Raw genomic sequence first — 25,433 nt, 5'->3', positions numbered from 1 at the left:
GTCAGCCGGCGAGGTCGCGGCGCAGTGACGCCAGGCGACCGGCCACGCTGCCGTCGATGACCTCGTCACCGATCTTGATCAGCAGCCCGCCGCGCAGCGTGGGGTCGACCTCGACGTGCAGCGCGATCGGCCTGGAGTAGATCCGGGTCAGCGTGGCCTCGAGGCGGTCCTGCTGCGCCGCGTCGAGCTCGACGGCGGAACGGACGTACGCGACGGAACGTTCCCGGCGCTTGGCCGCGAGCGACGCCAGGTCGCCGAGGCCGTTGACGACTCCCTGGCCGCGCGGCTCGCGGACGAGCTGGTCCACCAGGGTCTTGGTGGTCTCGTCGACCTTGCCCGCGACGAGGCTGTCGACCAGCGCGACCTTGCCCGCGGGCTCGGCCACCGGGTCGGACAGCGCCAGCTCGAGCGCGTGGTTGCCCGCGATGATGCGACCGAGTCGGAACAGCTCGTCCTCGACGGCGTCGAGCTTGCCGTCCCGCTCCGCCCGCACCAGCAGCGTGGTGCGGGCCAGCGACTCGATGCCGTCGACCAGCTCGCGCGGGCTGGACCAGCGCGCGGTGACGACCGTGGCCAGCACCTGCACGGTCACGTCGGCGACCTTGCCGTCGAGCAGGCCGCGCAGCAGCTGCTCCCGCGACTCGGGGCTCGAGGAGTTGTCGGCCAGCGCGCGGCGCAGCGCGGGCTGCGCCGACAGCAGGCTCACGACCGCGAACAGCTCGCTGCCCAGCTTGCCCAGTGCGGCACTGTCCAACGTGGCGTCGACGACCTCCAGCAACCGCAGTTCGGCGGCGGCCAGGGCGTCACGGCTGGCGGCGTGCAGCGTCATCGGCGTTCCCTCACTTGGCGGCCGGAGCCGACGTGCCGTCGAGTTCGGAGAGGAACCGGTCGACGGTGCCCCGACGGCGCACCTCGTCCTCCAGCGACTCGCCGACGACCCGGTCCGCCAGGTCGATGGCCAGCCGGCCCAACTCACCGCGCAGCTCGGCGACGATCTGCGCCCGCTGCGTCTCGAGCTGGGTCTGCCCCTGCGCGATGATCCGCGAGGACTCCTCCTGCGCCTTGGCGCGCAGCTCGCTGATGATCTGCTCGCCTTCGATGCGGGCGTCGTCACGGATGCGGGCCGCCTCGGCGCGGGCCTCGGCCAGCTGCGCCTTGTACTGGTCCAGCGCCTGCTGCGCCTGCGCCTGAGCCTGCTCGGCCTTCTCGATACCGCCCTCGATCTTGGCGGCGCGTTCCGCGTACAACGTCTCGAAGCGCGGCGACACGAACTTCTTGATGACGAAGAGCAGCAGGAGGAACGCGATCAGGCCGATGATGATTTCGGACGTGTGTGGGAGAACGGGGTTGATGGCCCCTTCTTCCGCCGCCAGGATGAGGGTAGTCATCACAAACCTTCCTTATTGCGATGAACTTCAGATCAGCCGATGGCGAGGAAGTAGACGACGAAGCCGAGCAGCGCCAGGACCTCGACGATGGCGAAGGTGGTCCAGGCCAGGCTCAGCAGCACGCCGCGAGCCTCGGGCTGACGGGCGGTGCCGTTGATGACCGAGGAGAAGATCAGACCCACGCCGATGCCGGGGCCGATCGCCGCGAGGCCGTAGCCGATGGCAGCGAGACCCTGGTTGAGGTTGACGGTCGCGGCTTCCTGGGCAAGAACGATAGCGCTCACTTGTGGTGTTCCCTTTCCAACTCGGTCCGCGAACGCTCGCGGATCGGAGGCTTGTGATTTCTCAGTGCTCTTCGGCCAGCGCCGCGCCGATGTAGTTGGCGGACAGCAACGCGAAGATGTAGGCCTGCAGCACCATGATCAGCGCTTCCAGGAACGTCAGCCCGATGGCGAAGGCGAACGCGATGGGCGCGACCACGACGGTGATGCCGCCGGAGAAGAGCAGGTACTCACCGGCCAGGGTGAACACCAGCAAGAGCAGGTGACCCGCGAACATGGCCGCGAAAACTCGGATCGCGAGCGTGAGCGGGTTCAGGACGAACTTCTGGAAGAACTCGATCGGAATCAGCAGGATCAGCACGAACCACGGCGCGCCGGGCGGCATGGTCTGATTCTTCAGATACCCGACGAACCCGTGGCGCTTGAACCCGACGAAGTGGTACACCGGGTAGATCACCAGCACCGAGACGGCCAACGGGAATCCGATGTGCGACATCGTCGGGAACTGCACGACCGGAATGAGCCCGAACAGGTTGTTCACCAGGATGAAGGTGAAGACCGTGAGGATCAGCGGGACGAACGGCTTGAAGTCCTTCGCGCCGATCTGCTCGCGTGCGATCGAGTTGCGGCCGATGTCGTAGAGCGACTCGGCGGCGAACTGGAACTTGCCGGGGACGAGCTTGAGGTTGCGGGTCGCCGCGATGAAGAACGCACCGATGATCAAGATCGAGAGCACCAGAAGCACCATGGGCTTGGTGACCTCACCGAAGATCGGTGGGAGGAAGAAGTCCTTCACGCCGGGTGCGACGAACTCATCACCCGCAGCCAGCACCATCGTGGTCACTGTGTTCCTTCCGGTTCTCCCGGCCGGCGTTCACTCCGCCGGGGGAATCGTCACGATCGGGACTTAACGTACCTTACGGACCGCAAGCGCCCGCGAGAGGCACCCCACCTACCTGGGTGTCCCGTCCTGCGCGCACCGTACCAGCCGGTAGATCAGGTGTTGCCAGGGGTGGGGATGATGATCTGACTGCGACTGCGCTTGGAGGCGCGCACCTCCATGACCGTGGCGACCACGATGGTCGCGACCATGGTCAACGCGAGCGCGTTGGCGTGCAGCACGGGGAACTGGCGCAGCAGCGCGACCACCGCGAACAGCAGGATCAGCTTGCCCATGAACCCGCCGAGCGCCGCCACCATGATCACCTGGAGCGGCATCGCCGCGGTGCGGTGCATCAGCAGCAGCGTCCCCGCCGACGACAGGCACGCGAGCGCGCCACCGATCAGCGCGGCGACCAGGCCGGGGACACCGGCCAGCACAGTCCAGAGGATCGCGGCCGCGACCACGGTCCCGAGCGCGGCCCACAGCGCGCTGCGGTACATCTCACCCGCGAGTCGCTGCACGACGGCTTCGTGGGTCCACTCCGTCTTGCCCTCAGAGCTGTCCTGGCTCATGTCACCTCTTCTCACTGGTCGGGACCGAGTGTAAAGAGGTCTTGATGCCCACCTCGCCGGCGGGGGTCAGGTGCGGCGCACTTCGCGAAGTCTGGGTATCGCGGAGACCAACAGCGCGAGAACAAGTCCGATGGCGAGGCACCACACCACGACGACGACGTCGAACAGCGTCAACGCGACCGCGCCGAACGCCAGCACGCCCGCCCACAAGTAGATCAGCAGCACCGCGCGGCGCTGGGAGTGGCCGATCTCCAGCAGCCGGTGGTGCAGGTGCATCTTGTCCGCGGAGAACGGGCTCTCGCCCCGCCGGGTCCGCCGGACCACGGCCATGAGCAGGTCCAGCAGCGGCACGAACAGCACCGCGGCCACCACGACCAGCGGCGAGAGCAGGCCGAGGACGTCGGTGGCCCGCACCGACTCGTAGTTGATCTTCCCCGACGCCGAGATCGTCGCCGCCGCGAGCATCAGCCCGATCAGCATCGACCCCGAGTCGCCCATGAAGATCCGCGCCGGGTTGAAGTTGTGCGGCAGGAAGCCCAGGCACGCGCCCGCCAGCGTGGCCGCGATCAGCGCGGGCGGGTACGCGCCCACGTCGCCGCCGTTGTTGGCCAGCAGCCCGATGGAGAACACGCAGGTGGCCGCCGCCGCGATGAGCCCGATGCCGGCCGCCAGGCCGTCCAGCCCGTCCACGAAGTTCATCGCGTTGACCATGGTCACGGCCAGCAGCACGCTCAGGATCGCGCCCTGGTTCTGGTCCAGCGAGAGCAGCGAGCCGGTGCCCTCGCCGTCGTCGCCCCACGGCACCCAGAACAGCAGCCACTGCAGGCCGAACAGCACGAGGATGCCCGCCGCGGTGACCTGTCCGGCGAGCTTCGTGAGGGAGTCCAGCTCGAACCGGTCGTCGAGCACGCCGACGAGGACGATCACGCCGCCACCCACGATCACCGCGTACGGGTCGTAGGAGAAGTCGAACGCCGAGCGCAGCACCGGCAGCTGGTGCGCCAGGAGCATGCCGCCGAGCACCCCGCCGTACATCGCGAGGCCGCCCATCCGCGGCATGGGCTGGACGTGCACGTCGCGCTGGCGGGGGTAGGCGACCGCGCCGATCCGGAACGCCAGCGCGCGGACCAGGCCGACGAGCAGGAACGTCACGACCGCGGCGGTCAGCGCGACGAGCAGGTACTCCCGGACGGGGAGGACGTTGGACACGGCAGGCAACTGGCCCACGGCAGGCTAGCCCCTCGGCGATGGGGTGTCGGGTGGATCTTGAGCGGGTGGTTCGTGCGACGGGAGCACCACGCTACTCCGATCGGGAAGATCCACTAGCGGGCGACCTCGACTTCGACGCCGAGGGCCTTCGACACCTCGCCGACCGGCACCGCGCCCTCCCGCAGGACCACGGGGTCCGGTCCGGTCAGGTCGACGATGGTGGAGGCGATGTTCTCGGCGGCCGGCCCGCCGTCCAGGTAGACGCCGACCTCCTCGCCGAGCTGGTCCCAGGCCTCCTGGGCGGTGCCCGCGGGCGGGAAGCCCGACTTGTTCGCGCTGGAGACGGCCATCGGCCCGACGTCGCGGAGCAGCTCCAACGCGACCGGGTGCAACGGCATCCGCAGCATCACGGTGCCGCGGGTGTGACCGAGATCCCACGCCAACGAGGGGGCGTGCGGCAGCACGAGCGACAGCCCGCCCGGCCAGAACGCCTCGATCAACGCCCGAGCCTGCCGGGGGACCCCGAGGACCAGCCCGTCGATCGTGGTCCACGAGCCGACCAGCACGGGCACCGGCATGTCGGGCCCGCGGCCCTTGGCCTCCAGCAGGGCACGAACAGCCGCCGCGTCGAACGCGTCACACCCGATGCCGTACACGGTGTCGGTGGGCAGGACGACCAGCCGCCCGGCCCGCACGGCTCCCGCGGCGGCCTCCAGGCCCGCCACGCGATCGGCCTGGACACCACAATCGTAGATCGTGCTCACCCTGCTGATCCAAGCACAGCGCGACCGACCCCAGCGGTCGAGGTCACACCCGGACGGCGAGCGGCGGGCACGGCGCGGCAGGCGCGTTCGGCGGCCCGCTCACGGACGGCCGCGGCCGAACACCGCGGCCGCGTCGACCGCCCACCTCCGCTTCCGGTGCGCCATCACGAACCCGAACACGAGCGCCGCGCCCACCAGCACACCGGCCGCCGTGACCGCCGGGTCGCCGATCGCGCCACCCACGAACGGCAGCACGAGCACGGCCAGCCCGACCACCGCCGCCGTCCACACGTCCGGCTCGACCCACCGCCACCTCTGCGCCTCGTCCACCCGCCGGGACAGGTCGGTCGCGAACGCGATCAACTCCGGGTGCGGGCTGAGCGCCAGGATCTCCTCGGCCAGCGCGCGGCACTCCGCCGCCTGACGCGCACCCGTCACGACCAGCGCGCCCTCCGGCGTGACGCCGCGCACCTCCGCCGTCCGGGCCGCGAGCGCGATGGCCAGGTGCGTCCGCAGCACGTCGTCCGCGCGGGGCGCGCCGCCACGTCCCAGCTCCGCGCGCACCACGGCGGCGGCCAGGTGGCTCTCGCCGTCGTGGCCCTCGCCCAGCGCCGACGTCAGCGCGGTCAGCGCGCGGGACAGGCGCACCCGGTCGGGATCGGCGAAATCGGTCAGGTCGACGCGGATGATGCGCGCCGCCAGCCATTCCCGCACTCCGCTCCACTCGTTCGGCCCATTGACAGCCATCGCGGGTTCTCCGATTTACTCGGCGGAGCGTTGACGTCCAGATTATCCCGATGGCGAGGCGTCCGGTGAATGCGAGAAACCCGATCGGCGCCCTTCCCCTGGCGCTGTCGGCCGCCGCCGCGTACGTCGTCGTGGCCGGCGCCGCGGGCTACCTGGCCCTGGACCGACAGGCGCCGACGCCCGCACCCGGCGCCACCACCGCCGCGGCGGCGGCGGCCACCCTGCCCGTCATCACCACGACCACCACCACCCCGCCGCCCACGACCACCGCCACCCTCCCGCCGGACCTGCGACGGGTCGAAGCGCCGTGGGGCCTCGCCACCGCGATCCCGGCAGGGTGGGAGGTCGCCACCGGCACGGTCACCACGACCTTCGTCGCCACCGACCCGACGTCACCGCGCCGCGAGCTGCGGCTCGGCGGCGCACCGGTGACCGACCGGTCGACACCGCTCCTGGACCGCATCACGCGAGCCGCCGCCGACCGCGAACGGGAACCCGGCCACCGCCGCGTCGCGCTCACCCCGACCACGATCCGCACTCATCCGGCCGTCACCTGGGAATTCGACGAGAACACCCCGTCGGGCGCGAAACGGGTCGCCACCGCGTACTGGGAATCGGGCGGAGTCGAATACGTCCTCTACTCCGCCGGACCGCCCGAGGAGTGGGACCTGACCCGGTCGCGCCTGGCCGGGATGGTCGAGCACGCCACCCCCTAGCCCCGGCGCGCGGTCAGGGCGGGTTGACCCACTTGGGTTGGGCGAGCCACTCCTGCACGTGGCCAACGGCGCCATCGACCGCCAACGGTGACGCTAGGACGCGCGCGTTCGTGACGATCCGCAGGAAGCCGACACAGCGGGTGGCTGAGGCCGATCCGAGCGTTGCTGTTGACCGTCTCTTCCCACCACTCGTGGGCTCGGGCGTGCTGCGGAAAGCCTGGGACCACGGCGTACAGCAGCAAGTTGCCGTCGGGAATGATCACGAAGTGTCCCGGGCCTTGCCGATGACCGCTTCGTCCTCCAGTTCGTCGGCCAGCCGGTTGAGGCCCGCCAGATCGAACCCGGGCCTCACCGCGGAGCGATGGGGCTTGAGTCGGTACGGCTCTTGTCGCGTCACGGGTGACGCCAACGCTTTCCGCAGGGCATCGTTGACAACCTGCTTCATCGGACGGCGCTCGCGGTGGACAGCCTCGTCCACCAGATGTGCGATGTCGTCATCGAGAGTCAAGGTCGTTATCACCTAAACCTCATGATGCACTCGAAGATGTGCGTCAAGATGCCATGTGCAGGCAGGTCCGGCGCGCGGTCGCGAAGCGGGGGCGGCCCGCCAGGTCGCGGTGGTCCGCGACGTCGGTGAGCACCCGGCGCGAGGAGAGCAGCGAGGGCACGACCACGCCGTGGCTGTCGTCGTGCTCGATCGCCACGTGCCCGCCGGGCTTGAGCAACCGCGCGGCCACCGCCACGACGTGCCGGATCACCTCCAGCCCGTCCGGCCCGCCGAACACGGCGTGCCGCGGGTCGTGGTCGGCGACCTCCGGCTGCACCTCGGTGGCATCCGGCACGTACGGCGGGTTGCACAGCACCAGGTCCACCTGTCCGTCCAAGTCGGACAGCACGTCCGGCTCGGTCACGTCGCCGGCGTGCAGCGTGATCGGCGTGTCGCCCGCGGCGGCACGGGCCTCCGCGTTGCGCCGGGCCCAGGCCAGCGCCGAGGGGTCGCGCTCGACCGCGTGCACGGACGCCTTCGGCAACCGGTGCGCCGCGGCCAGCGCCAGGGCGCCGGAACCCGTGCACAGGTCGACCACGACCGGGTCCGAGACCTCCACAGTGGACAGCGCCCACTCCAGCACCAACTCGGTCTCCGGACGCGGGATGAACACGCCCGGACCGACCTCCAGGTCCACGCCGCCCAGGTGCGCCCGGCCGGTGATGTGCTGCAGCGGCACGCGCGTGGCGCGCTCCCGCACGGCCTTGTGCAGCGCGTCGACCACCGGCGGGTCGACCAGCGGGATCAGCGGCAGGCGCGAGCGCTCGACGCCGAGCACGTGGGCGGCCAGCAGCTCGGCGTCCACCCGGGGGCTGTCGACACCCGCCGCGGCCAGCAGGCGTTCCGCTTCGTTGATGGCCAGCCGCAACGGGTGTCGGGTCATGCTTCCAGGGTAGGGGGATCAGAAGTTGATCATGTGGCCGGCCAGCCCGTGCACGGCTTCCTTGACCGCCTCGCCCAACGTCGGGTGCGCGTGCACGTTGCGCGCCACCTCGTGGACGGTCAGGTCCCACTGCTGGGCCAGCGTCAGCTCGGGCAGCAGCTCGGTCACGTCCGGTCCGATCAGGTGGCCGCCGAGCAGCTCGCCGTACTTGGCGTCGCTGATCAGCTTCACGAACCCGGCCGAGTCGCCGATGCCGTGCGCCTTGCCGTTCGCGGTGAACGGGAACTTCGCCACCCGCACGTCGAACCCGCGCTCGCGCGCCTGCGCCTCGGTCCACCCGAACGACGCGATCTGCGGCTGGCAGTACGTCGCCCGCGGGATCATCACGAAGTCCAGCTCCATGGTCTCCGCGCCCGCGATGGTCTCCGCCGCGATGACGCCCATCGACTCGGCGGCGTGCGCGAGCATCAGCTTCGCCGTCACGTCGCCGATCGCGAAGATGTTCTCCACGTTCGTGCGCCCGCGCCCGTCGACCGCGATCGCGCCGCGCTCGGTGAGCTGGACGCCGGTGTTCTCCAGCCCGTAGCCCTCGACCCGCGGCTGGAAGCCGATGGCCTGCATGACCTTGTCGGCCTCCAGGACCTCCTGCGCGCCGTCCTTCGACACGGTCACCCGCACGCGCGGCCCGGAGTCGTCGATGGACTCGACCCTCGTGGACGTCCGCACGTCGATCCCGAGCCGCTTGTACCGCTTCGCCAGCTCCGCCGACACCTCGGCGTCCTCCAGCGGCACCACCCGGTCGAGGAACTCGACGATGGTGACCTTCACGCCGTAGTTGTGCAGCACGTACGCGAACTCGACGCCGATGGCGCCCGCGCCGGCGATGACGATGCTCTCCGGCAGGTCCTGCGACAGGATCTGCTCCTCGTACGTCACCACCCGTTCGGACAGCTTCGTCCCCGGGAGGAGTCGGGTCGTCGCGCCCGCCGCGATGATCGCGTGGGTGAACGTGACCGTCTCGTCACCCACCTGGATGGTGTTCGCGTCGAGGAACGTGCCCCGGCCGTTGTACTCGGTGATGCCGTTCTTCTTCATCAGGAAGTGCACGCCCTTGACGCGCCCGTCCGCGACCTTGCGGCTGCGGTCGTAGGCGGCGCCGTAGTCGAACTTCACCGCGCCGTCGACCTGGATGCCGTAGGTCTTCTGCTCGTGGGTGAACAGGTGCGCGAGCTCCGCGTTGCGCAGGAGCGCCTTCGACGGGATGCAGCCCACGTTCAGGCACACCCCGCCCCAGTAACGCTCCTCGATGACCGCCGTCTTCAGCCCCAGCTGGGCCGCCCGGATCGCGGCGACGTACCCGCCTGGCCCCGCACCGAGGACCACGACGTCAAAGTGTGCGCTCATGAGCGACACATTAGGTGCCCAGTTGGTCCGACAAGAACTCAACCGTCCGACGCCACGCGTCGGCGCGGGCGGCGGCCGTGGCGGCGGCCGTGCCGCCCATCGAGAAGTCCACGCCCGGGCCCGGCACCACCAGTTCCACCGGCCGGTGCGGTGGCCCCGCGATCAGGTGTCCTGCCTCGGGGTACACCACGCGCTCGTGCCGGTGCGCGTGCCCGGTCAGCCGGCGCCAGGCGACCTCGCTCAGCGCCACCGACGGCCACGACTCGTCCTGCCCGGATGAGAGCAGCAACACACCGCCCTCGATCCGCTCGACCGGGATCTCGGCGTCCTCCGGGATGCCGTCGGAGAGGTCGAACGCCAGGCTCAGCCGCACCGGCTTGCCCGAGACCACCCGCTCGCGCAGCTCGTCCGGGATCGAGTACGGCAGGTACGGCAGCGGCCTGCCCTGCCACGTCCACGACGCGGCCTCGTGGTCCAGCTTCCGCAACAACCGCGTTCCCGGCCCGATGCACTGCGTGACCACGCCACTGCCCACCACGCTCACCACGGCCTTGACCTGCGGGAACGTCACGCCGAGCAGCAACGCCGCCTCACCGCCGCGCGACCCGCCGACGACACCCAGCCGCCCCGCCCGCGCGCCGAGCCACTCCAGCGCGGTCCCGAAGTGCTCCAGCGGGATCTCGACCAGGTCGTCCGGCACGCCCGGCGCGCCGAAGTACGCCGGCGCCAGCACCGCGAACCCGTGCCCGGCGAGCAGTGCCGCGTCCAGCTCGCGCACCCCGCCCTCGGACCCGCCCAGCACGAGCACGCCGGGGTGCACCTGGTCGTCGTCGGGCTCGAACAGCACGCCGACCAGGCCGTTCTCGCGCACCTCGGTCCGCCTGACGCCCTCGGGCACGGTCAGCCGGTCGAGCTCCGCCTTGCCGACCCCGACGACCTCGATCAACGTCGGCCCGCTCGGCTCACCCGTCCGGGTCATCGACCAGGACAACCCCATCGGGTCGACGCCGGAGTAGTCGCCCTCGACGGGCGCGTGCCGGGTCAGGTCCACCACGCCGCGCTCGTCGGCCAGGAACACCGCGGACGACGACCAGTCGCCGGTCGACGCGCGCACCACGACCCGTTCGTCCGGTGGCAGGTCGACCACCCGGATCTCCAGGACGGCGTCGAGAGGGGCTCGCCGCGGGTTCACCAGGATCTCCGCCATCGCGCGCCCCCTCATCGTCGGCTCACCCGGCGGCTAGTCGCTCCGCGCGGTCGGCCGCCGCCAGGGCGTCCAGCACCGCGTCCAGGTCGCCGTCGAGCACTTGGTCCAGGTTATGGGCTTTGTACCCGACCCGGTGATCGGAGATGCGCGATTCCGGGAAGTTGTAGGTCCGGACCCGCTCGGAGCGGTCCACCGTGCGGATCTGGGTGCGCCGGGCGTCCGACGCCTCCTGCTGCTGCTTCTCCTCGGCCAGCGCGGTCAGCCGGGCCTGGAGCACCTGCATCGCGCGCGCCTTGTTCTGCAGCTGGCTGCGCTCGTTCTGGCAGGACACCACGATGCCGGTGGGCAGGTGCGTGATGCGCACCGCGGAGTCGGTCGTGTTGACGCTCTGCCCGCCCTTGCCGGACGAGCGGAACACGTCGACGCGCAGGTCGTTCTCGTCGATCTCGACCTCGACCTCGTCGACCTCGGGGAACACCAGGACGCCCGCGGCGGAGGTGTGGATGCGGCCCTGCGACTCGGTCACCGGCACCCGCTGCACGCGGTGCACGCCGCCCTCGTACTTCAGCCGCGACCACACGCCGTCCGGGGTGTCCACGCGGCTCTTGATGGCCACCGTGACGTCCTTGTAGCCGCCCAGGTCGGAATCCGTCCCGTCGAGCACTTCGGCTTTCCACCCGTGCCGTTCGGCGTACCGCAGGTACATGCGCAGCAGGTCGCCGGCGAACAGGGCCGACTCCTCGCCGCCCTCGCCGGACTTGATCTCCAGCACGACGTCCGCGCTGTCGTGCGGGTCGCGCGGCAGGAGCAGCTCGGTCAGCTTCGACTCCAGCGCGGGCACGGTCCTGGCCAGCTGCTCGGCCTCGTCGGCGAACACCGCGTCCTCGGCGGCCAGCTCGCGGGCCGTCTCCAGGTCGGACTTCGCCTGCTCCAGCTCACGGGCGGTCTTCACGATCGGGGTCAGCTCGGCGTAGCGCTTGCCGAGCTTCCGCGCGCCCGCCTGGTCGGCGTGCACCGAGGGGTCGGCGAGCCTGGCTTCCAGCTCGGCGTGCTCGGCCAGCAGGGCGTCCAGCGTCACGATCTTGCTCCGGTCTCAACGTCTGGCGAGGGTGCTTCGGGGTGTGGAGACGACAACGGCGCCCACCCGCGGATTCGGGGTGGACGCCGTTGTGACAGCTACTTGGCGCGCTTGCCGTAGCGGGCCTCGAAGCGCGCGACCCGGCCACCGGTGTCCATGATCTTCTGCTTGCCCGTGTAGAACGGGTGGCAGTTGGAGCAGATCTCGACGTGGATGGCGCCGGACGTCTTGGTGCTGCGGGTGCTGAAGGTGTTGCCGCAGCCGCAGGTGACCTCGGTCGTCACGTACTCGGGGTGAATGCCGGTCTTCAACGTCTTGTCCCTTTCCTGAAGTGGCCGCCGGGTCCTCGATCCTTCGAGGTGAACCGGAGCCGGGCTCGACCAGACAGTGTGCCAGATCGGCCGTCACGGACTGCAACGCGCGGCTTCGCGCGCTTGTTCCCGGTGGCCGGGGTCACAACCGCTCGCCGATGGTGGTCGACCATTTGGCGCACGAGGTAACCGCTGAACTACAGACAGCAGCGGTCCACGCTGCGCGGACGCAACACTGTCGGGGTGTTCTGCACTGTCGGGCGTCCCCTGTCGCTGACCTCGTGGCTGGCCGTGCCGTTCCTGTTCAGCATCGCCGTCCTGGGCCTCACCGGGTTGGGTGGCCTGCTGGTGGGCGCTCCGGGGCAGCTGGCCCTGTCGAGCCCCGTGTTCGGCGCGGCCGTCGCCGTCGGCGTCGCGACGTCGGGCTCGGTCGGGTGGACGGCCCGGTGGCAGCGCTGGTGGCTGCGCTGGCCGTACCTGACGTCCGTGCTGGCGGTCGGGGTGCTGCTGGACGGCGTGCGCGTGCCCGTGCCGGCCGTCGTCGGCCTCGGCGTGCCGGTCGTCGTGCTGCTGATCGCCGACTACTTCCTCGAACGCCGCCGCACCGCCGCTCTCGTCGAGGCGGGCACCGCCTCGACCGCGCCGCCCTGCTGACGGACGCCGGAACGCCCTGAGCACGCCCGAAGGCCCGCCCGGCGTGGGTGCCGGACGGGCCTTCGGTGGTCGGACGGGGTCAGTCGTTGTCCCCGCCCGGGGTGGTCTTGGCCACCTGCATCAGGAACTCGATGTTCGTCCGGCTCTTGCGGAGGCGGTCGAGCAGCAGGTCGATGGCCTGCTGGCTGTCCAGGGCGTGCAGCACCCGGCGCAGCTTGTGCATGACCGCCAGCTCGTCCGGCGAGAGCAGCAGGTCTTCCTTGCGGGTGCCGGACGAGTCGACGTCCACCGCCGGGAAGGTCCGCTTGTCCGCGATCTTCCGGTCGAGCTTGAGCTCGGCGTTGCCGGTGCCCTTGAACTCCTCGAAGATCACGCTGTCACCCGCGGACCCGGTCTCGACCAGGGCCGTCGCGATGACGGTCAGCGAGCCGCCGCCCTCGATGTTGCGGGCCGCGCCCAGGAACCGCTTCGGCGGGTACAGGGCGGTCGAGTCGACACCACCGGACAGGATCCGGCCGCTCGCGGGGGCCGCGAGGTTGTAGGCGCGACCCAGTCGGGTGATCGAGTCCAGCAGCACGACCACGTCGTGACCCATCTCGACCAGGCGCTTCGCCCGCTCGATGGCCAGCTCCGAGATCGTGGTGTGGTCCGACGGCGGGCGGTCGAAGGTGGAGGCGATGACCTCGCCCTTCACCGACCGCTGCATGTCGGTGACCTCTTCCGGGCGCTCGTCCACCAGCACCACCATCAGGTGGCACTCGGGGTTGTTCTTCGTGATCGCGTTCGCGATCGACTGGAGCACCGAGGTCTTGCCCGCCTTCGGCGGCGACACGACCAGGGCCCGCTGACCCTTGCCGATCGGCATCACCAGGTCGATGACGCGCGTGGTCAGGATGTGCGGTTCCGTCTCGAGGCGCAGGCGCTCGTTCGGGTACAGCGGCGTCAGCTTGGTGAAGTCCGGCCGGTTGCGGGACTCCTCCGGGTCGAGGCCGTTGATCTTGTCCACCCGCACCAGCGGGTTGAACTTCTGCCGCTGCTGCTCGCCGTCGCGCGGCTGCCGCACGGCGCCGATCAGGGCGTCGCCGCGGCGCAGCCCGTACTTGCGGACCAGCGACAACGAGACGTACACGTCGTTCGGCCCGGCCAGGTAGCCCGAGGTGCGGACGAACGCGTAGTTCTCCAGCACGTCGAGGATGCCCGCCACGGGCAGCAGGACGTCGTCGTCGCGGACCTCGGTGTCCGTGGCCGGACCGCCCTCGTCCCCGCGGCCACCGCGACGGCGGCGGTCGCGGAAGCGGCGACCGCGACGGCCGCCCTCTTCGTCGTCGTCACCCGGACCGCTCTGCTGGCGGTTGCGGTTCTGGTCGCGGTCGCGGCCACCGCGGTCGTCACGCCCGCCCCGGTCCTGCCGGTCGCCGCGGTCGCCGCGGTTGCCGCGGTCGCCCCGGTCCTGGCGCTGTTCGCGCTGCTCGGAGCGGTCCTGCCGGTCACCGCGGTCGGGCCGGTCGCCCCGGTCCGACCGCTCGGCGCGGTCCGGCCGCTCGGTGCGCTCGCCCTGCTGGCGGCCGTCGCCCTGCTGGCGGTCGGCCTGGACGCGGTCCGCCTGAGCGGGCCGGTCGGCCTGGGCCGGCGCCTGCTGGACGTCCGCGGCGGGAGCCTCGGGGCTGCCCGCCGGGCGGTTGGAGGAACGGCGGCGGCGGTTGCCGCGACGGCCGCCCTCCTCCTCGGCGGGACGGTCGGTCACGTCGAGTTGCTGCTGGGTCGGCTTCTCCACCGGGGCGGTGGCCGCGGGGGCCTTCTTCTCCACCACGGGCGCCTGCTCGACGACCGCCTTAGGGGCCTCGGCCTTCTTCTCGGCCTTGGGCGGCGTCGCGGCACTGCCCCGACCGGAGGTGCCGCCCTGCCGCTCCTTGATGGCGGCGATCAGGTCGCCCTTGCGGAGGCCGGCCGTGCCGGTGATACCCAGCTGACCTGCGAGTTCACGGAGTTCGGCCAGCACCATTCCAGAGAGGCCCGCGCGCTTGCGCGGCGTGGCGCTGCCGTTCGAAGGGGTGGTCAGAGCGTTCTCCTCGGCTCCGGAACTGGCAGCGGGGTTGGGAGCAGCAGGAGCTTGGCTGCTCAGTACATCGGTGTTGGTCACACATGTCCTTCCTGACCGGAACGCGCCTCCTACGCGTTCCAGCGGACCTGCCGTCCGACGGAATGCGGTGCGGCAGTTTCGTCCCGGTTCAGGCGGACCTGGCGACGGCGCGGAACGCGCACGAAAGCGGAGTCCTCCGGTGCGGGACTTCGGTCACACGGCGAGCGGGTGCCTTCCAGCGTCGGCCCCGTCCATACGGCACAGAGCCAGATCACTGGAGGAATGCGACCCGGAACGAACGTCCGGGCACCACACCGGCGCCCGTGCGCGCGGTGACTGATGGCCCCGAGGGTAGACGCCGGTCCGGCCGGGTGCAACAACCGGGGTGCGGCGCGTCGCACCACTCAGCCGAGTGGCGCAACCCGGACTCCGTCCAGGTCGACCGGCACCTGACGCGCCTCGAACCCGGTCAGCTCCACCCGGGGCGGCAGCACACCGTCCGGTGGCAGGGCCAGGACCGTGGGTCCCGCCCCGGACACCGCGGCGGCCACCCCCGCCTCCCGCAGGGACCGCACCAGCCGCGTCGTCGCAGGCCAGGCGGGTTCCCGGTAGGGCTCGTGCAACCGGTCGTCCAACGCGTCGACCAGCAGCGACGGGTCCGCGGTGAGCGCGTGCACGGCCAGCGCCGACCGAGCCGCCGCGAACGCCGCGTCCTCGTGCGGCACCTTCGACGGCAGCAGGCCGCGGGTGGTGTGGGTGGACGACTCCTCCGAGGGCACCAGCACGACCGGCGTCACACCGGGGTGCGGGTCGACACGGACCGCTCGGTACCGGTCACCCTGCGTCCACGCGATCACCACGCCGCCGAACATCGCCGCCGCCGCGTTGTCGGCGTGCCCCTCGAACTCCGCGGCGAGTTGCAACGCGCTCGTGTCCGACTCGCGACCGGCGAGGGCGAAACCGGCCGCCACACCGGCCACGACCGCCGCCGCGGACGAGCCGAGGCCCCGCGCGTGCGGGATGGCGTTGCGGCACGTCAGCCGCAGCCCCGGCGCCTCGACCCCGACCAGCTCGCACGCCGCCCGGAACGCGCGCACGACCAGGTGGCGCTCGTCGGTCGGCACGTCGGCGGCGCCCTCGCCGGACACCTCCACCACCAGGCCGCCGCCGGTCACGGCGAACTCCAGCTCGTCGTGCACGCCCAGCGCCATCCCGAGCGCGTCGAACCCCGAGCCGAGGTTCGCCGTCGACGCGGGCACGGTGACGCGGACGCGGCGGGCGGCCAGGGCCGTCACGCCAGCTCCAGCGCGGTCGCCACGGCGCCGGGGTCCACCGGCACCGGCTCGACCTCGGGCATGCCCAGCAGGGCCGTGTCGGGGTCCTTCAGGCCGTGGCCGGTGACCGTGCAGACGACCGTGGAGCCCTTCGGCAGCCGACCGTCGGCGGCCGTGGCCAGCAGGCCCGCCACGCTGGTCGCGGACGCGGGCTCGACGAAGATGCCCTCGGCCGAGGCCAGCAGCCGGTAGGCCTCCAGGATCTTCTCGTCCGTCACGGCCTCGAACAGCCCGCCGGACTCCTCCTTGGCGGCCACCGCGCCGGTCCACGACGCCGGGCTGCCCACCCGGATGGCGGTCGCGATGGTCTCCGGGTTCGCCACCGGCTGCCCGAGCACCAGCGGCGCGGAGCCCGCGGCCTGGAACCCGAACATCCGGGGCGCCGAGTCGGTGACGCCGTCCTTGTGGTAGTCCGAGTAACCGCGCCAGTACGCGGTGATGTTGCCCGCGTTGCCGACGGGCAGGCAGTGGACGTCCGGCGCGCGGCCGAGCACGTCGCAGATCTCCCACGCGGCGGTCTTCTGGCCGATCAGCCGCACCGGGTTGACCGAGTTGACCAGCGTGATCGGGTACTCGGTCGCGGTCTTGGACGCGAGCTCCAGGCAGTCGTCGAAGTTCCCGTCGATCTGCAGGATCCGCGCGCCGTGCGCGACCGCCTGGGCGAGCTTGCCCAGCGCGATCTTGCCCCGCGGCACGAGCACCGCGGCGGTGAGGCCCGCCTTGGCCGCGTACGCCGCCGCGCTGGCGGAGGTGTTGCCGGTCGACGCGCAGATCACCGCGCGGATGCCGCTGGCCAGCGCGTGCGTCATGGCCACGGTCATGCCGCGGTCCTTGAACGAGCCGGTCGGGTTCGCGCCCTCGACCTTGACGTAGACCTGGCAGCCGGTCAGCTCCGACAGGTGCTCGGCGGCGACCAACGGCGTGCCGCCTTCGTGGAGGGTGACGACCTTGGCGCCCTCGGGGAGTTCGATCCGGTCCGCGTAGGCGTGGATGATGCCGGGCCACCCCGGTCGCACGCCTGCTTGGATCGTCATGTTTCTTCGCCTTCCACCCTCATCACGCTGACCACTTCCCGAACCACGGGCAGCCCGCCGATTTTGTCCACGGTCGACCGCAGTGCCGCGTCGGTCGCGGCGTGGGTGACGATCACCAGGCTGGCGTCGTCGACCCGGCCCTCCTGCCGCACGGCCGCGATGCTCACGTCGTGTTCCGCGAACACCGCCGCCACCTGCGACAACACGCCCGCCCGGTCGGCGACGTCGAGGCTGATGTGATAACGCGTGGGCGTCTGGCCCATCGGCCGGACGGGCAGCGCCGCGTAGGCCGACTCACGCGGCCCGCGCCCCTGGTGCACCCGGTTGCGGGCCACCGCGACGAGGTCGCCGAGCACCGCGCTGGCGGTCGGGGCGCCACCCGCGCCCTGGCCGTAGAACATCATCTCGCCGGCCGCGTCGGCCTCCACGAACACCGCGTTGAACGCGCCGTGCACGCTCGCCAGCGGGTGGGACGTGGGGATCATCGCCGGGTGGACCCGCACCGAGATGCCCTCGCCGTCGTCCTGGGCGACCCGCTCGCAGATGGCGAGCAGCTTCACCGTGCGGCCCAGTGCCTTGGCGGCGGCGATGTCGGCGGCGCTGACCGACGCGATGCCCTCGCGGTGCACGTCGGCGGCCGTGACCCGGCTGTGGAAGGCCAGGGAAGCCAGGATGGCGGCCTTGGACGCGGCGTCGAAGCCGTCCACGTCGGCCGTCGGGTCCGCCTCGGCGTACCCGAGCCTGGTCGCCTCCTCCAGGGTCTCGGCGTAACCGGCCCCGGTGGAGTCCATGCCCGAGAGGATGAAGTTCGTGGTGCCGTTGACGATGCCCATCACCCGGGTGATGCGGTCGCCGGCCAGCGACTCGCGCAGCGGGCGCAGCAGCGGGATCGCACCCGCCACCGCCGCCTCGAAGTACAGGTCGGCGCCGGAGGTGTCGGCGGCCTCGAACAGCTCGGCCGAGTGCTCGGCCAGCAGCGCCTTGTTCGCGGTCACCACCGACTTGCCCGCGCGCAGCGCGGCCAGCAGCAGCGTCCGGGCGGGCTCGATGCCGCCGATGACCTCCACGACCACGTCCACGTCGTCGGAGGCCACCAGTGCCGCCGCGTCGGTCGTCAGCAGCTCGGCGGGCACGTCCCGGTGCTTGTTCGGCCGGCGCACGGCGATGCCGGTCACCTCGACCGGCGCTCCGACCCGCGCGGTGAGGTCGGCCGCCTGGTCGGTGAGCAGCCGGACCACCTCGGTGCCGACCGTGCCGCAGCCCAGCAGCGCGACCCTGATCGGTTTGCCCTCGTGGCTTGCCACTTCTCATACCTCCAGGCGGAACAGGTCTTCCTCGGTCTCCCGGCGCAGCAGCAACCGGGCCTGGCCGTCCACGACCGCGGCGAGCGCGGGCCGGGGCAGCCGGTTGTAGCCGCTGGCCATGGAGTAGCAGTACGCGCCGGTGGCGGCGACCGCGATCAGGTCGCCGGGCGCGAGGTCGTCGGGCAGCCAGCAGTCGCGCACGACCACGTCGCCGGACTCGCAGTGCTTGCCCACGACGCGGCAGAGCACGGGCCGGGCGTCCTCGCCCGCGGCGCGTGAGACGAGCTTGCAGTCGTAGACCGCGTCGTAGAGGGCGGTGCGGATGTTGTCGCTCATGCCGCCGTCCACGCTCACGTACCGGCGGACCACGCCCGCGTCGAGCTGGACGTCCTTGATGGTGCCCACCTCGTACAGCGTCACCGTGCCGGGGCCGACGATGGCGCGGCCCGGCTCGACCGCGATCTTCGGCGCGGGCAGCTCGGCGTGCTCGCTCTCCTTGGCCACGATGTTGTGCAGCTGCCTGGCCAGCTCCGCGGGCGGCGGCGGGTCGTCGTCGGCGGTGTAGGCGATGCCGAGGCCGCCGCCGAGGTCCACGGTCGTGACGTGCTCGAGGATCCCGGCGCCGTGCTCGTCGCGCAGCTCCGCGAACAGCCCGATGACCCGGCGCGCCGCGACCTCGAAGCCGCTGGCGTCGAAGATCTGCGAGCCGATGTGGCTGTGCAGGCCGATCAGCCGCAGCCCGTCGGACTTCAGCACCCGGCGCGCCGCCTCGGCCGCGTCGCCCGAGGACAGCGAGAAGCCGAACTTCTGGTCCTCGTGCGCGGTGGCGATGAACTCGTGCGTGTGCGCCTCGACGCCGACCGTCACCCGGATCATCACCGGCTGCACGCGTCCGCGTTCGCGGGCGACCTGGTCGAGCCGGGCGATCTCGTAGAACGAGTCCAGCACGACCACGCCGACACCGGCCTCGACCGCGGCGGTCAGCTCGGCCACGGACTTGTTGTTGCCGTGCAGCGCGATCCGCTCCGGCGGGAACTCGGCGCGCAGCGCGACGGCCAGCTCGCCGCCGCTGGCCACGTCGATGCTCAGGCCCTCCTCGGCGACCCACCGGGCCACCGCGACGGACAGGAACGCCTTGGACGCGTAGTGGACCCGGGTCGGGTCGCCGAACGCCTCGGCGTGCTCGCGGCAACGTGCGCGGAAGTCGCCCTCGTCCATCACGAACAGCGGGGTGCCGTGGTCCTGGGCGAGCTGCCGCACGTCCACGCCCGCCAGGCGCACCGCGCCGTCGTCGCCGCGCTCGGCGTTGCGGGGCCACACCCGCGGGTGCAGGGCGTCGAGCTGCTCGGTGGAGGACGGCCGGTTGCCCGCCGTGCTGGCGGGGACCACGACGTCGGCGTGCCGGGGACCGGCCGGGTGCGCGCGCATCACATGCGCTCCGGCGCGGTCACGCCCAGCAGCGCCAGGCCGTTGGCGAACACCTGGCGGGTCGCCGCGCACAGGCTCAGCCGCGCCCGGTGCAGCTCGGTCGTCTCCTCGTCGCCCCTCGGCAGCACGCGACAGGCCTCGTAGAACCGGTGGTAGGTACCGGCCAGCTCCTCCAGGTACCGCGCGACGCGGTGCGGTTCGCGCAGCTCACCGGCGGTGGCGACGACGCGCGGGAACTCGCCGATGGTGCGGATCAGGTCGCCCTCGCGGTCGTGCGCGAGCTCCTCGACCGCCTCACCGGGCGTGACGCCCAGGTCGGCGGCGTTGCGCAGCACCGACGAGAGCCGCGCGTGCGCGTACTGGACGTAGAACACCGGGTTGTCGTTGCTCCGCTTGCGCAGCAGGTCGAGGTCGATGTCCAGGGACGAGTCCGCCGAGGAGCGGGTCATCGCGTACCGGGCGGCGTCCACGCCGACCGCGTCCACCAGGTCCTGCATGGTGATCACGTTGCCCGCGCGCTTGCTCATCCGCACCGGGACGCCCTCGCTGACCAGGTTCACCATCTGGCCGATCAGCACCTCGACCGACGCCGGGTCGTCTCCCAGCGCCGACGCGGCGGCCTTGAGCCTGCCGATGTAGCCGTGGTGGTCGGCGCCGAGCATGTAGATGCACAGGTCGAAGCCGCGCGACCGCTTGTCGACCAGGTACGCGATGTCACCGGCGATGTACGCCGGGTCACCGTCGCTCTTGATGACCACGCGGTCCTTGTCGTCGCCGAACTCGGTGGACCGCAGCCACCAGGCGCCGTTGTCGAAGTACAGCGCGCCGGAGTCCTTGAGCTGCTCGACGGCCTTGGTGACCGCGCCGGACTTGTGCAGCGAGTCCTCGTGGAAGAAGACGTCGAAGTCCGTGCCGAAGTCGTGCAGGTCCTTCTTGATCTCCTCGAACATGAGGGTCACGCCGATGCGGCGGAACACCTCGTGCGAGTCCTCGGCGGTCAGCGCGCCGGGCTCCTGCCGCAGCACCTCGGCGGCGATGTCGCCGATGTAGCCGCCCGCGTAGCCGTCCTCCGGCGCGGGCTCGCCCTTCGCGGCGGCGATCAGGGACCGGACGAACCGGTCGATCTGCGCGCCCGCGTCGTTGAAGTAGTACTCGCGGGTGACCTCGCCCCCGTTGGCGGCGAGGACGCGGCCGAGCGCGTCGCCGACCGCGGCCCAGCGGGTGCCGCCCAGGTGGATGGGGCCGGTCGGGTTCGCCGAGACGAACTCCAGGTTGATCCGGGTGCCGGCGAACTGGTCGCCGCGGCCGTAGGCGTCGCCGGCCTTCAGCACCTCGCGCACGATCGCGCCCTGCGCGTCCGCGGCGAGCCGCAGGTTCAGGAAGCCGGGGCCCGCCACCTCGACCGAGGAGATGGCGTCGGTGCCGGTCAGCGCGTCGGCCAGCCAGCCGGCCAGGTCGCGGGACGTCACGCCGACCTTCTTCGCGGTCTGGAGGGCCACGTTGGTGGCGTAGTCGCCGTGCTCGGGGTTGCGGGGGCGCTCGATCGTGACCGCTGTGGGCAGGGCGGCGGGGTCGAGGCCGCGGGTGGACAGCACGTCCACGGCCGTCGCACGGACCAGTTCAGCGAGCGCAGCGGGAGTCACCCGACAAGTCTAGGGAAGCGTTCTCGCTGGTCTCGACCGGGATGCGCGTCCCGCGAAGTGGGAATGGCAACTGTTGACGACCACCCGCTGTGACGGCCAGTTGACGGTGATCAGACACGGTATCCCTACACTGGCCCGCGGCATGGGCGTATGACGAGACTGAGGCGGACATGACCAGCGGCAAGAAGACGAAGGCCGCGCGCTCCAGCGTTGCGGCGGCGCGCTCCTCGGTGGTGGCCAAGAAGCCGAAGCCGTGGGGGACCATCATCGCGGTGGTGGCCGTGCTGGCCCTGGCCGGCACCGTGTTCGGCTACGCGTACAGCCAGATCGCGGACCGCAACGCGAAGGAGCAGGCGCTCGCGAAGTGGAACCCGACCGAGGAGAACAAGGACCCCTCGGACCAGATCCCCGGCGTGGTCAAGGTCGAGTACGAGGCCAGCAAGCACGTCGACGCCACGCAGCGGGTCGCCTACGACCAGTCACCGCCGTTCGGCGGTCCGCACGACAACGTGTGGGCCGACTGCACCGGCACGGTGTACGACAAGGCCGTTCGCAACGAGAACATGGTCCACCCGCTCGAGCACGGCGCGGTGTGGATCGCCTACAACCCGGACCAGATCACCGGTGAGGCGCTGGACAAGCTGAAGTCGCGGGCCGAGGGCCAGCCGTTCACCATGCTGTCGCCCTACCCCGGCCTGGACAAGCCGATCTCGCTGCAGTCGTGGGGCCACCAGCTGAAGCTGGAGAGCGCGGACGACGAGCGGATCGACCAGTTCATCCAGTCGCTGCGGCGCAACCAGTACACGTACCCCGAGGTCGGCGCCACGTGCGACGCGACCCAGTTCGACGTGACCAACCCGCCGCCGTTCGTGGCGGAGGCGCCCGGCGCCGACGCCGTCCCGATGGACGGTGGGGCGACGGACGGCACGGAGTCGAGCGGCGACCCGTCGGCCCCGCCGGCCGCGACCGACGCGCCCGCGGCCACCACGACCGCGAGCAGCTGACCTGTGGCAGGCGCCGGGCAGCAGGACGAGGCACCCCCGCCACGCGGGGTGACCGCGACCAGGACGGTCGTCGTGACCATCGCGGTCGTGGCCGTCCTCCTGCTCGGCGCCGCCGTCGGCCTGCTGATCAAGCTGCCGGGCGCCGACACCAGCTCCACGCCCGCGCGCGACTCCGTCGACGTCGGGTTCACGCAGGACATGTCGACGCACCACCTCCAGGGCGTGACGATGGCCAACATCGCGCGGGAGAAGACGGCCGACCCCGCCGTCCGGCAGCTCGCCTTCGACATCGCCTCGACCCAGTTGGAGCAGGTCGGGCGGATGAAGGGCTGGCTGTTCCTCTGGGGCTACCCCGAGCAGTCGGTCGACGGCGTGCACATGCGGTGGATGACCTCCGGCACGCACGGGCACGACGCGGCCGGCTCGGCCTCGGGCTCCGGTGACGCCGAGCGGATGCCGGGCATGGCGTCGTCCGAGGAGATCACCAAGCTGCGCTCGCTGACCGGCGTCGAGTTCGACGTCTACTTCCTGCAGCTGATGCTGCGGCACCACAAGGGCGGCGCCCCGATGGCCGAGTACGCCGCCACGCGCGCCGGGCAGTCGGTCGTGCGGACGCTCGCGGACAACATGCTCAAGTCGCAGACGGCCGAGAGCACGTACATGCAGCAACTGATCACCGAACGCGGCGCCGCTCCCCTGCCGAGCTGACCCGGCCGAGCCGCCCCACCTGGCCGACCAACCCCGGCCGTCCCGCTCCGGCCCGCTCTGGCCGACCCGGTCGCGTGATCGGCCGCGCACCGCCGGTAACAGTGCTCCCACCTGGCGTTTTCCGGGCGATTTCCTGGCATGATCCTCGCGACGTGCCGACCCCAGGGGGACCCCACCATGACACCGTGGCGAAGATCCGCGCGCGCGGTCGCCGCGATCGCTCTGCTGAGCACCGCCTTCACCACCGCCGCACCGGCGTCGGCCTACCAGGAGCCGAGGGGCGACGCGCCCGTCGCGACCGCGGAGAACAGCCCGCCGGCGACACCGACCGGGCGCCAGGTCTGGCCGGACCAGGGCTGCGCGCCGACCGCGCCTGGCACCTACCTCAACCCGGCGAGGCTCAACGACGCCCAACGCGTGGTGTTCACCGCGACGCTGAGCGACCCGGACCCCGGTGACGCGCTGACGGCCGAGTTCGCGCACTGGCCCGTCGCCGACCCTCCCGCCCGCGAGACGCTCCAGTGGCCGGCCGACGCGAACGGCGCGGTCGTCGCGCAGGCGAACGCCTGGTTGTTCCCGCAGGACGGCACGCACGCGTGGACGGTGCGCGCGCTCGACGCCACGTCCGCCTCCCCGGAGACCGAGCCCTGCTACTTCACCATCGACCGGACCGCGCCCTCGGCGCCGACCGTCTTCTCGGAGGTCTACCCGAGCGGGCCCGGTCAGAGGGGCGGTGGTCTCGGCGTGCCCGGTGACTTCACCTTCTCCACCACCTCTGACGACGTCGTCGCGTACGAGTACCGGTTCTTCGCCGAAGCGGAGTGGCAGACCGCCACCCCGGCCTCCCCCGGCGGCCGGGCGACGATCACCCGCACGCCCCCGCGCACGGGCTACGACGTCGCGGTCGTGCGGACGGTCGATCGCGCGGGCAACCGCTCGTCGGACCGCTCGTACCCGTTCGAAGTCCTGGACAATCGCCCGATCGTGGTGTCGGACCGGTACGACATCCACGGCAGCCCCAACGGCGGCGTGGGCGTGCCCGGTCGGTTCGACTTCTCCTCGAACCTGACCGACGTGGTGAGCTACACCTTCCAGGTCGACGACGGCCCGGAGATCACCGTGGCCGCCGACGCGCAGCGCAAGGCGAGCGTCATGTACGCGCCGACCCACAGCGGGCTCAACGTGCTCACGGCCCACAGCACGTCCGCGGCCGGCGTGGCGTCGGCCGAGCGCACCTACCGGTTCGTGCTGGACGACGCGCCGGTCGTCACCCAGCGCGGGAGCGAGGTCGTCGGGTCGTCGGTGGAGTTCGAGATCCAGCCCCGCCAAGCGGGCGCCGTCTCCTACACCTACTTCTTCATGCGCCACGACGCCTCGACGACCGAACGCGTCGTGGTGCCCGCGGAGGCGGACGGCACGGCCCGCTTCACCTGGGTGCCGCAGGCCACCGACCTGGACTTCGCCTCCCTGCGGGTGCGCAGCACCGACGGGTCGGGCCGGCTGTCGGTGACGCGGACGGTCCACCTGGGCGTGGACGGCGCGGCGCCGGCCATCACCATCGCCGGCGAGTCGCCGGCCCGGCCGGCCACGGTCACCTTCACCACCAGCATGGTCGCGCCGGTCGAGTACGAGTACTGGTTCGACCACGCGCCCTCGGTGAAGTACACCGCGCCCGCCGACCCCGACGGCACGACCACCGTCCGGCACACCGCCGACCGCGTCGGCACGCTGGTGCTGCGCGCCCGCGTCCGCAACGCCGCCGGCACCTGGTCGGCCCAGGGCGGCGCGAACTGGCGGGTCCACGACAACCCGACCGTCAGCTCGGCGGAGTTCCCCGCCGCCTCCAGCGGCAAGTCGCGCGAAGGGTCCTTCACGTTCACCGCGAACCAGGCCGACGCGACGGCGTTCGAGTACACGGTCGACGGCGTCACCACCACGGTCCCGATCGGCCCGGACGGCACCGCGACGATCCGCTGGGCCCCCACCCACACCGGCGACCAGCAGCTGCGGGTGGTCAGCCGCACCGCGGCGGGCGTGAAGTCGACCCACACCGACCACCGGTTCCGGATCGCGCCCGACCGGGTCGGCCGGGCGGACGTGCCGGAGTGGAAGACCCCGTCGCACCGCAGATGAGCCCTCGGCACAGCAGGACCCGCTGACGGCGGGTGGGTCGCGCGGGGCCGGGCGACCCCACCGCCGGGTGGCGTGGCCCCGGAGGGGGGGGGCCTTGTGTGGAGGGGGGGGTGTGGGGAGC

At 71.7% G+C, this 25,433-nt stretch carries 25 protein-coding genes; 5 read left to right on the top strand and 20 right to left on the bottom strand.

Annotation, left to right across the window (positions count from 1 at the left end):
* Position 1 precedes the first annotated feature (1 nt).
* From AB0H12_RS04575 to AB0H12_RS04540, 8 genes are all read right to left on the bottom strand, one after another.
* A complete protein-coding gene (locus AB0H12_RS04575; RefSeq protein WP_499620845.1) occupies positions 2–829 on the bottom strand; it encodes a F0F1 ATP synthase subunit delta in 828 nt (275 codons plus the stop codon).
* A 10-nt stretch (positions 830–839) separates the two neighbouring features.
* Entirely contained in the window at positions 840–1,388 is a 549-nt protein-coding gene (locus AB0H12_RS04570) for a F0F1 ATP synthase subunit B (protein ID WP_499620844.1), read from the bottom strand.
* A gap of 32 nt (positions 1,389–1,420) precedes the next feature.
* Positions 1,421–1,672 carry an ATP synthase subunit C-like protein gene (locus AB0H12_RS04565; RefSeq protein ID WP_053721978.1) on the bottom strand — a complete coding sequence of 84 codons (252 nt, stop codon included), beginning with the start codon at positions 1,670–1,672 and terminating at the stop codon, positions 1,421–1,423.
* A gap of 61 nt (positions 1,673–1,733) precedes the next feature.
* Positions 1,734–2,513, bottom strand: coding sequence for a F0F1 ATP synthase subunit A (gene atpB / locus AB0H12_RS04560; RefSeq protein ID WP_499620843.1), 780 nt, complete (start codon positions 2,511–2,513; stop codon positions 1,734–1,736).
* A gap of 152 nt (positions 2,514–2,665) precedes the next feature.
* Positions 2,666–3,124, bottom strand: a complete 459-nt coding sequence (locus AB0H12_RS04555) for a Cg1360 family ATP-synthase-associated protein (protein ID WP_499620842.1) — start codon at positions 3,122–3,124, stop codon at positions 2,666–2,668.
* 66 nt (positions 3,125–3,190) lie between these two features.
* Positions 3,191–4,351 carry a glycosyltransferase family 4 protein gene (locus AB0H12_RS04550; RefSeq protein WP_082404575.1) on the bottom strand — a complete coding sequence of 387 codons (1,161 nt, stop codon included), beginning with the start codon at positions 4,349–4,351 and terminating at the stop codon, positions 3,191–3,193.
* A gap of 95 nt (positions 4,352–4,446) precedes the next feature.
* Complete coding sequence (locus tag AB0H12_RS04545; RefSeq protein ID WP_499620841.1) at positions 4,447–5,097, bottom strand: L-threonylcarbamoyladenylate synthase; 651 nt, start codon at positions 5,095–5,097, stop codon at positions 4,447–4,449.
* Between the two features lie 99 nt (positions 5,098–5,196).
* The gene (locus tag AB0H12_RS04540; RefSeq protein ID WP_499620840.1) at positions 5,197–5,844 is read right to left on the bottom strand and encodes a hypothetical protein; all 648 of its coding nucleotides are present in this window, start codon (positions 5,842–5,844) and stop codon (positions 5,197–5,199) included.
* 65 nt (positions 5,845–5,909) lie between these two features.
* Here AB0H12_RS04540 and AB0H12_RS04535 point away from each other — a divergent pair, with 65 nt between their 5' ends.
* Positions 5,910–6,560: a serine/threonine kinase C-terminal domain-containing protein gene (locus AB0H12_RS04535; protein WP_499620839.1), complete on the top strand. Its 651-nt coding sequence runs from the start codon at positions 5,910–5,912 to the stop codon at positions 6,558–6,560.
* A 259-nt stretch (positions 6,561–6,819) separates the two neighbouring features.
* On the opposite strand, the gene AB0H12_RS04530 is transcribed toward AB0H12_RS04535, so the two are convergent.
* The 6 genes from AB0H12_RS04530 to rpmE form a co-directional block, all read right to left on the bottom strand.
* Positions 6,820–7,068, bottom strand: coding sequence for a hypothetical protein (locus AB0H12_RS04530; RefSeq protein ID WP_499620838.1), 249 nt, complete (start codon positions 7,066–7,068; stop codon positions 6,820–6,822).
* Between the two features lie 43 nt (positions 7,069–7,111).
* Positions 7,112–7,990: a peptide chain release factor N(5)-glutamine methyltransferase gene (gene prmC / locus AB0H12_RS04525; protein ID WP_499620836.1), complete on the bottom strand. Its 879-nt coding sequence runs from the start codon at positions 7,988–7,990 to the stop codon at positions 7,112–7,114.
* 18 nt (positions 7,991–8,008) lie between these two features.
* Positions 8,009–9,394 carry a dihydrolipoyl dehydrogenase gene (lpdA, locus tag AB0H12_RS04520; protein WP_499620835.1) on the bottom strand — a complete coding sequence of 462 codons (1,386 nt, stop codon included), beginning with the start codon at positions 9,392–9,394 and terminating at the stop codon, positions 8,009–8,011.
* A 10-nt stretch (positions 9,395–9,404) separates the two neighbouring features.
* The gene (locus tag AB0H12_RS04515; protein WP_499620833.1) at positions 9,405–10,601 is read right to left on the bottom strand and encodes an acyl-CoA thioesterase/bile acid-CoA:amino acid N-acyltransferase family protein; all 1,197 of its coding nucleotides are present in this window, start codon (positions 10,599–10,601) and stop codon (positions 9,405–9,407) included.
* Between the two features lie 22 nt (positions 10,602–10,623).
* Positions 10,624–11,679, bottom strand: a complete 1,056-nt coding sequence (gene prfA / locus AB0H12_RS04510; RefSeq protein ID WP_499620831.1) for a peptide chain release factor 1 — start codon at positions 11,677–11,679, stop codon at positions 10,624–10,626.
* 98 nt (positions 11,680–11,777) lie between these two features.
* A complete protein-coding gene (rpmE, locus tag AB0H12_RS04505; RefSeq protein ID WP_230572533.1) occupies positions 11,778–11,990 on the bottom strand; it encodes a 50S ribosomal protein L31 in 213 nt (70 codons plus the stop codon).
* Between the two features lie 243 nt (positions 11,991–12,233).
* On the opposite strand from rpmE, the gene AB0H12_RS04500 reads away from it, so the two are divergent.
* On the top strand, positions 12,234–12,644 hold the full coding sequence (locus AB0H12_RS04500) for a hypothetical protein (protein WP_499620830.1): 411 nt from the start codon (positions 12,234–12,236) through the stop codon (positions 12,642–12,644).
* A 79-nt stretch (positions 12,645–12,723) separates the two neighbouring features.
* On the opposite strand, the gene rho is transcribed toward AB0H12_RS04500, so the two are convergent.
* The 6 genes from rho to argS all read right to left on the bottom strand — a co-directional run bounded on the left by rho (position 12,724) and on the right by argS (position 21,467).
* Positions 12,724–14,784, bottom strand: a complete 2,061-nt coding sequence (gene rho / locus AB0H12_RS04495; protein ID WP_499620829.1) for a transcription termination factor Rho — start codon at positions 14,782–14,784, stop codon at positions 12,724–12,726.
* A gap of 344 nt (positions 14,785–15,128) precedes the next feature.
* The gene (gene thrB / locus AB0H12_RS04490) at positions 15,129–16,019 is read right to left on the bottom strand and encodes a homoserine kinase (RefSeq protein ID WP_499620828.1); all 891 of its coding nucleotides are present in this window, start codon (positions 16,017–16,019) and stop codon (positions 15,129–15,131) included.
* Positions 16,016–17,092: a threonine synthase gene (gene thrC / locus AB0H12_RS04485; RefSeq protein ID WP_499620827.1), complete on the bottom strand. Its 1,077-nt coding sequence runs from the start codon at positions 17,090–17,092 to the stop codon at positions 16,016–16,018. The genes thrB and thrC overlap by 4 nt, the downstream gene beginning before the upstream one ends.
* Entirely contained in the window at positions 17,089–18,396 is a 1,308-nt protein-coding gene (locus AB0H12_RS04480) for a homoserine dehydrogenase (protein ID WP_499620825.1), read from the bottom strand. Before AB0H12_RS04480 ends, thrC begins: the two co-directional genes overlap by 4 nt.
* Positions 18,397–18,399: 3 nt before the next feature.
* Positions 18,400–19,824 carry a diaminopimelate decarboxylase gene (gene lysA, locus AB0H12_RS04475; protein ID WP_499620824.1) on the bottom strand — a complete coding sequence of 475 codons (1,425 nt, stop codon included), beginning with the start codon at positions 19,822–19,824 and terminating at the stop codon, positions 18,400–18,402.
* The gene (argS, locus tag AB0H12_RS04470) at positions 19,824–21,467 is read right to left on the bottom strand and encodes an arginine--tRNA ligase (protein WP_499620822.1); all 1,644 of its coding nucleotides are present in this window, start codon (positions 21,465–21,467) and stop codon (positions 19,824–19,826) included. The genes lysA and argS overlap by 1 nt, the downstream gene beginning before the upstream one ends.
* A 170-nt stretch (positions 21,468–21,637) precedes the next feature.
* Here argS and AB0H12_RS04465 point away from each other — a divergent pair, with 170 nt between their 5' ends.
* From AB0H12_RS04465 to AB0H12_RS04455, 3 genes are all read left to right on the top strand, one after another.
* Positions 21,638–22,471: a thioredoxin-like domain-containing protein gene (locus tag AB0H12_RS04465; RefSeq protein ID WP_499620821.1), complete on the top strand. Its 834-nt coding sequence runs from the start codon at positions 21,638–21,640 to the stop codon at positions 22,469–22,471.
* A 72-nt stretch (positions 22,472–22,543) separates the two neighbouring features.
* Positions 22,544–23,179, top strand: a complete 636-nt coding sequence (locus AB0H12_RS04460; protein ID WP_499620819.1) for a DUF305 domain-containing protein — start codon at positions 22,544–22,546, stop codon at positions 23,177–23,179.
* Positions 23,180–23,356: 177 nt separating this feature from the next.
* Complete coding sequence (locus AB0H12_RS04455) at positions 23,357–25,312, top strand: hypothetical protein (RefSeq protein ID WP_499620818.1); 1,956 nt, start codon at positions 23,357–23,359, stop codon at positions 25,310–25,312.
* Positions 25,313–25,433 lie beyond the last annotated feature (121 nt).

The organism is Actinosynnema sp. NPDC023794 (genome assembly GCF_040639675.1).
In the GTDB taxonomy this organism is placed as follows: domain Bacteria; phylum Actinomycetota; class Actinomycetes; order Mycobacteriales; family Pseudonocardiaceae; genus Actinosynnema; species Actinosynnema luteola.
This window is presented reverse-complemented; position numbering and strand designations above follow the sequence as displayed.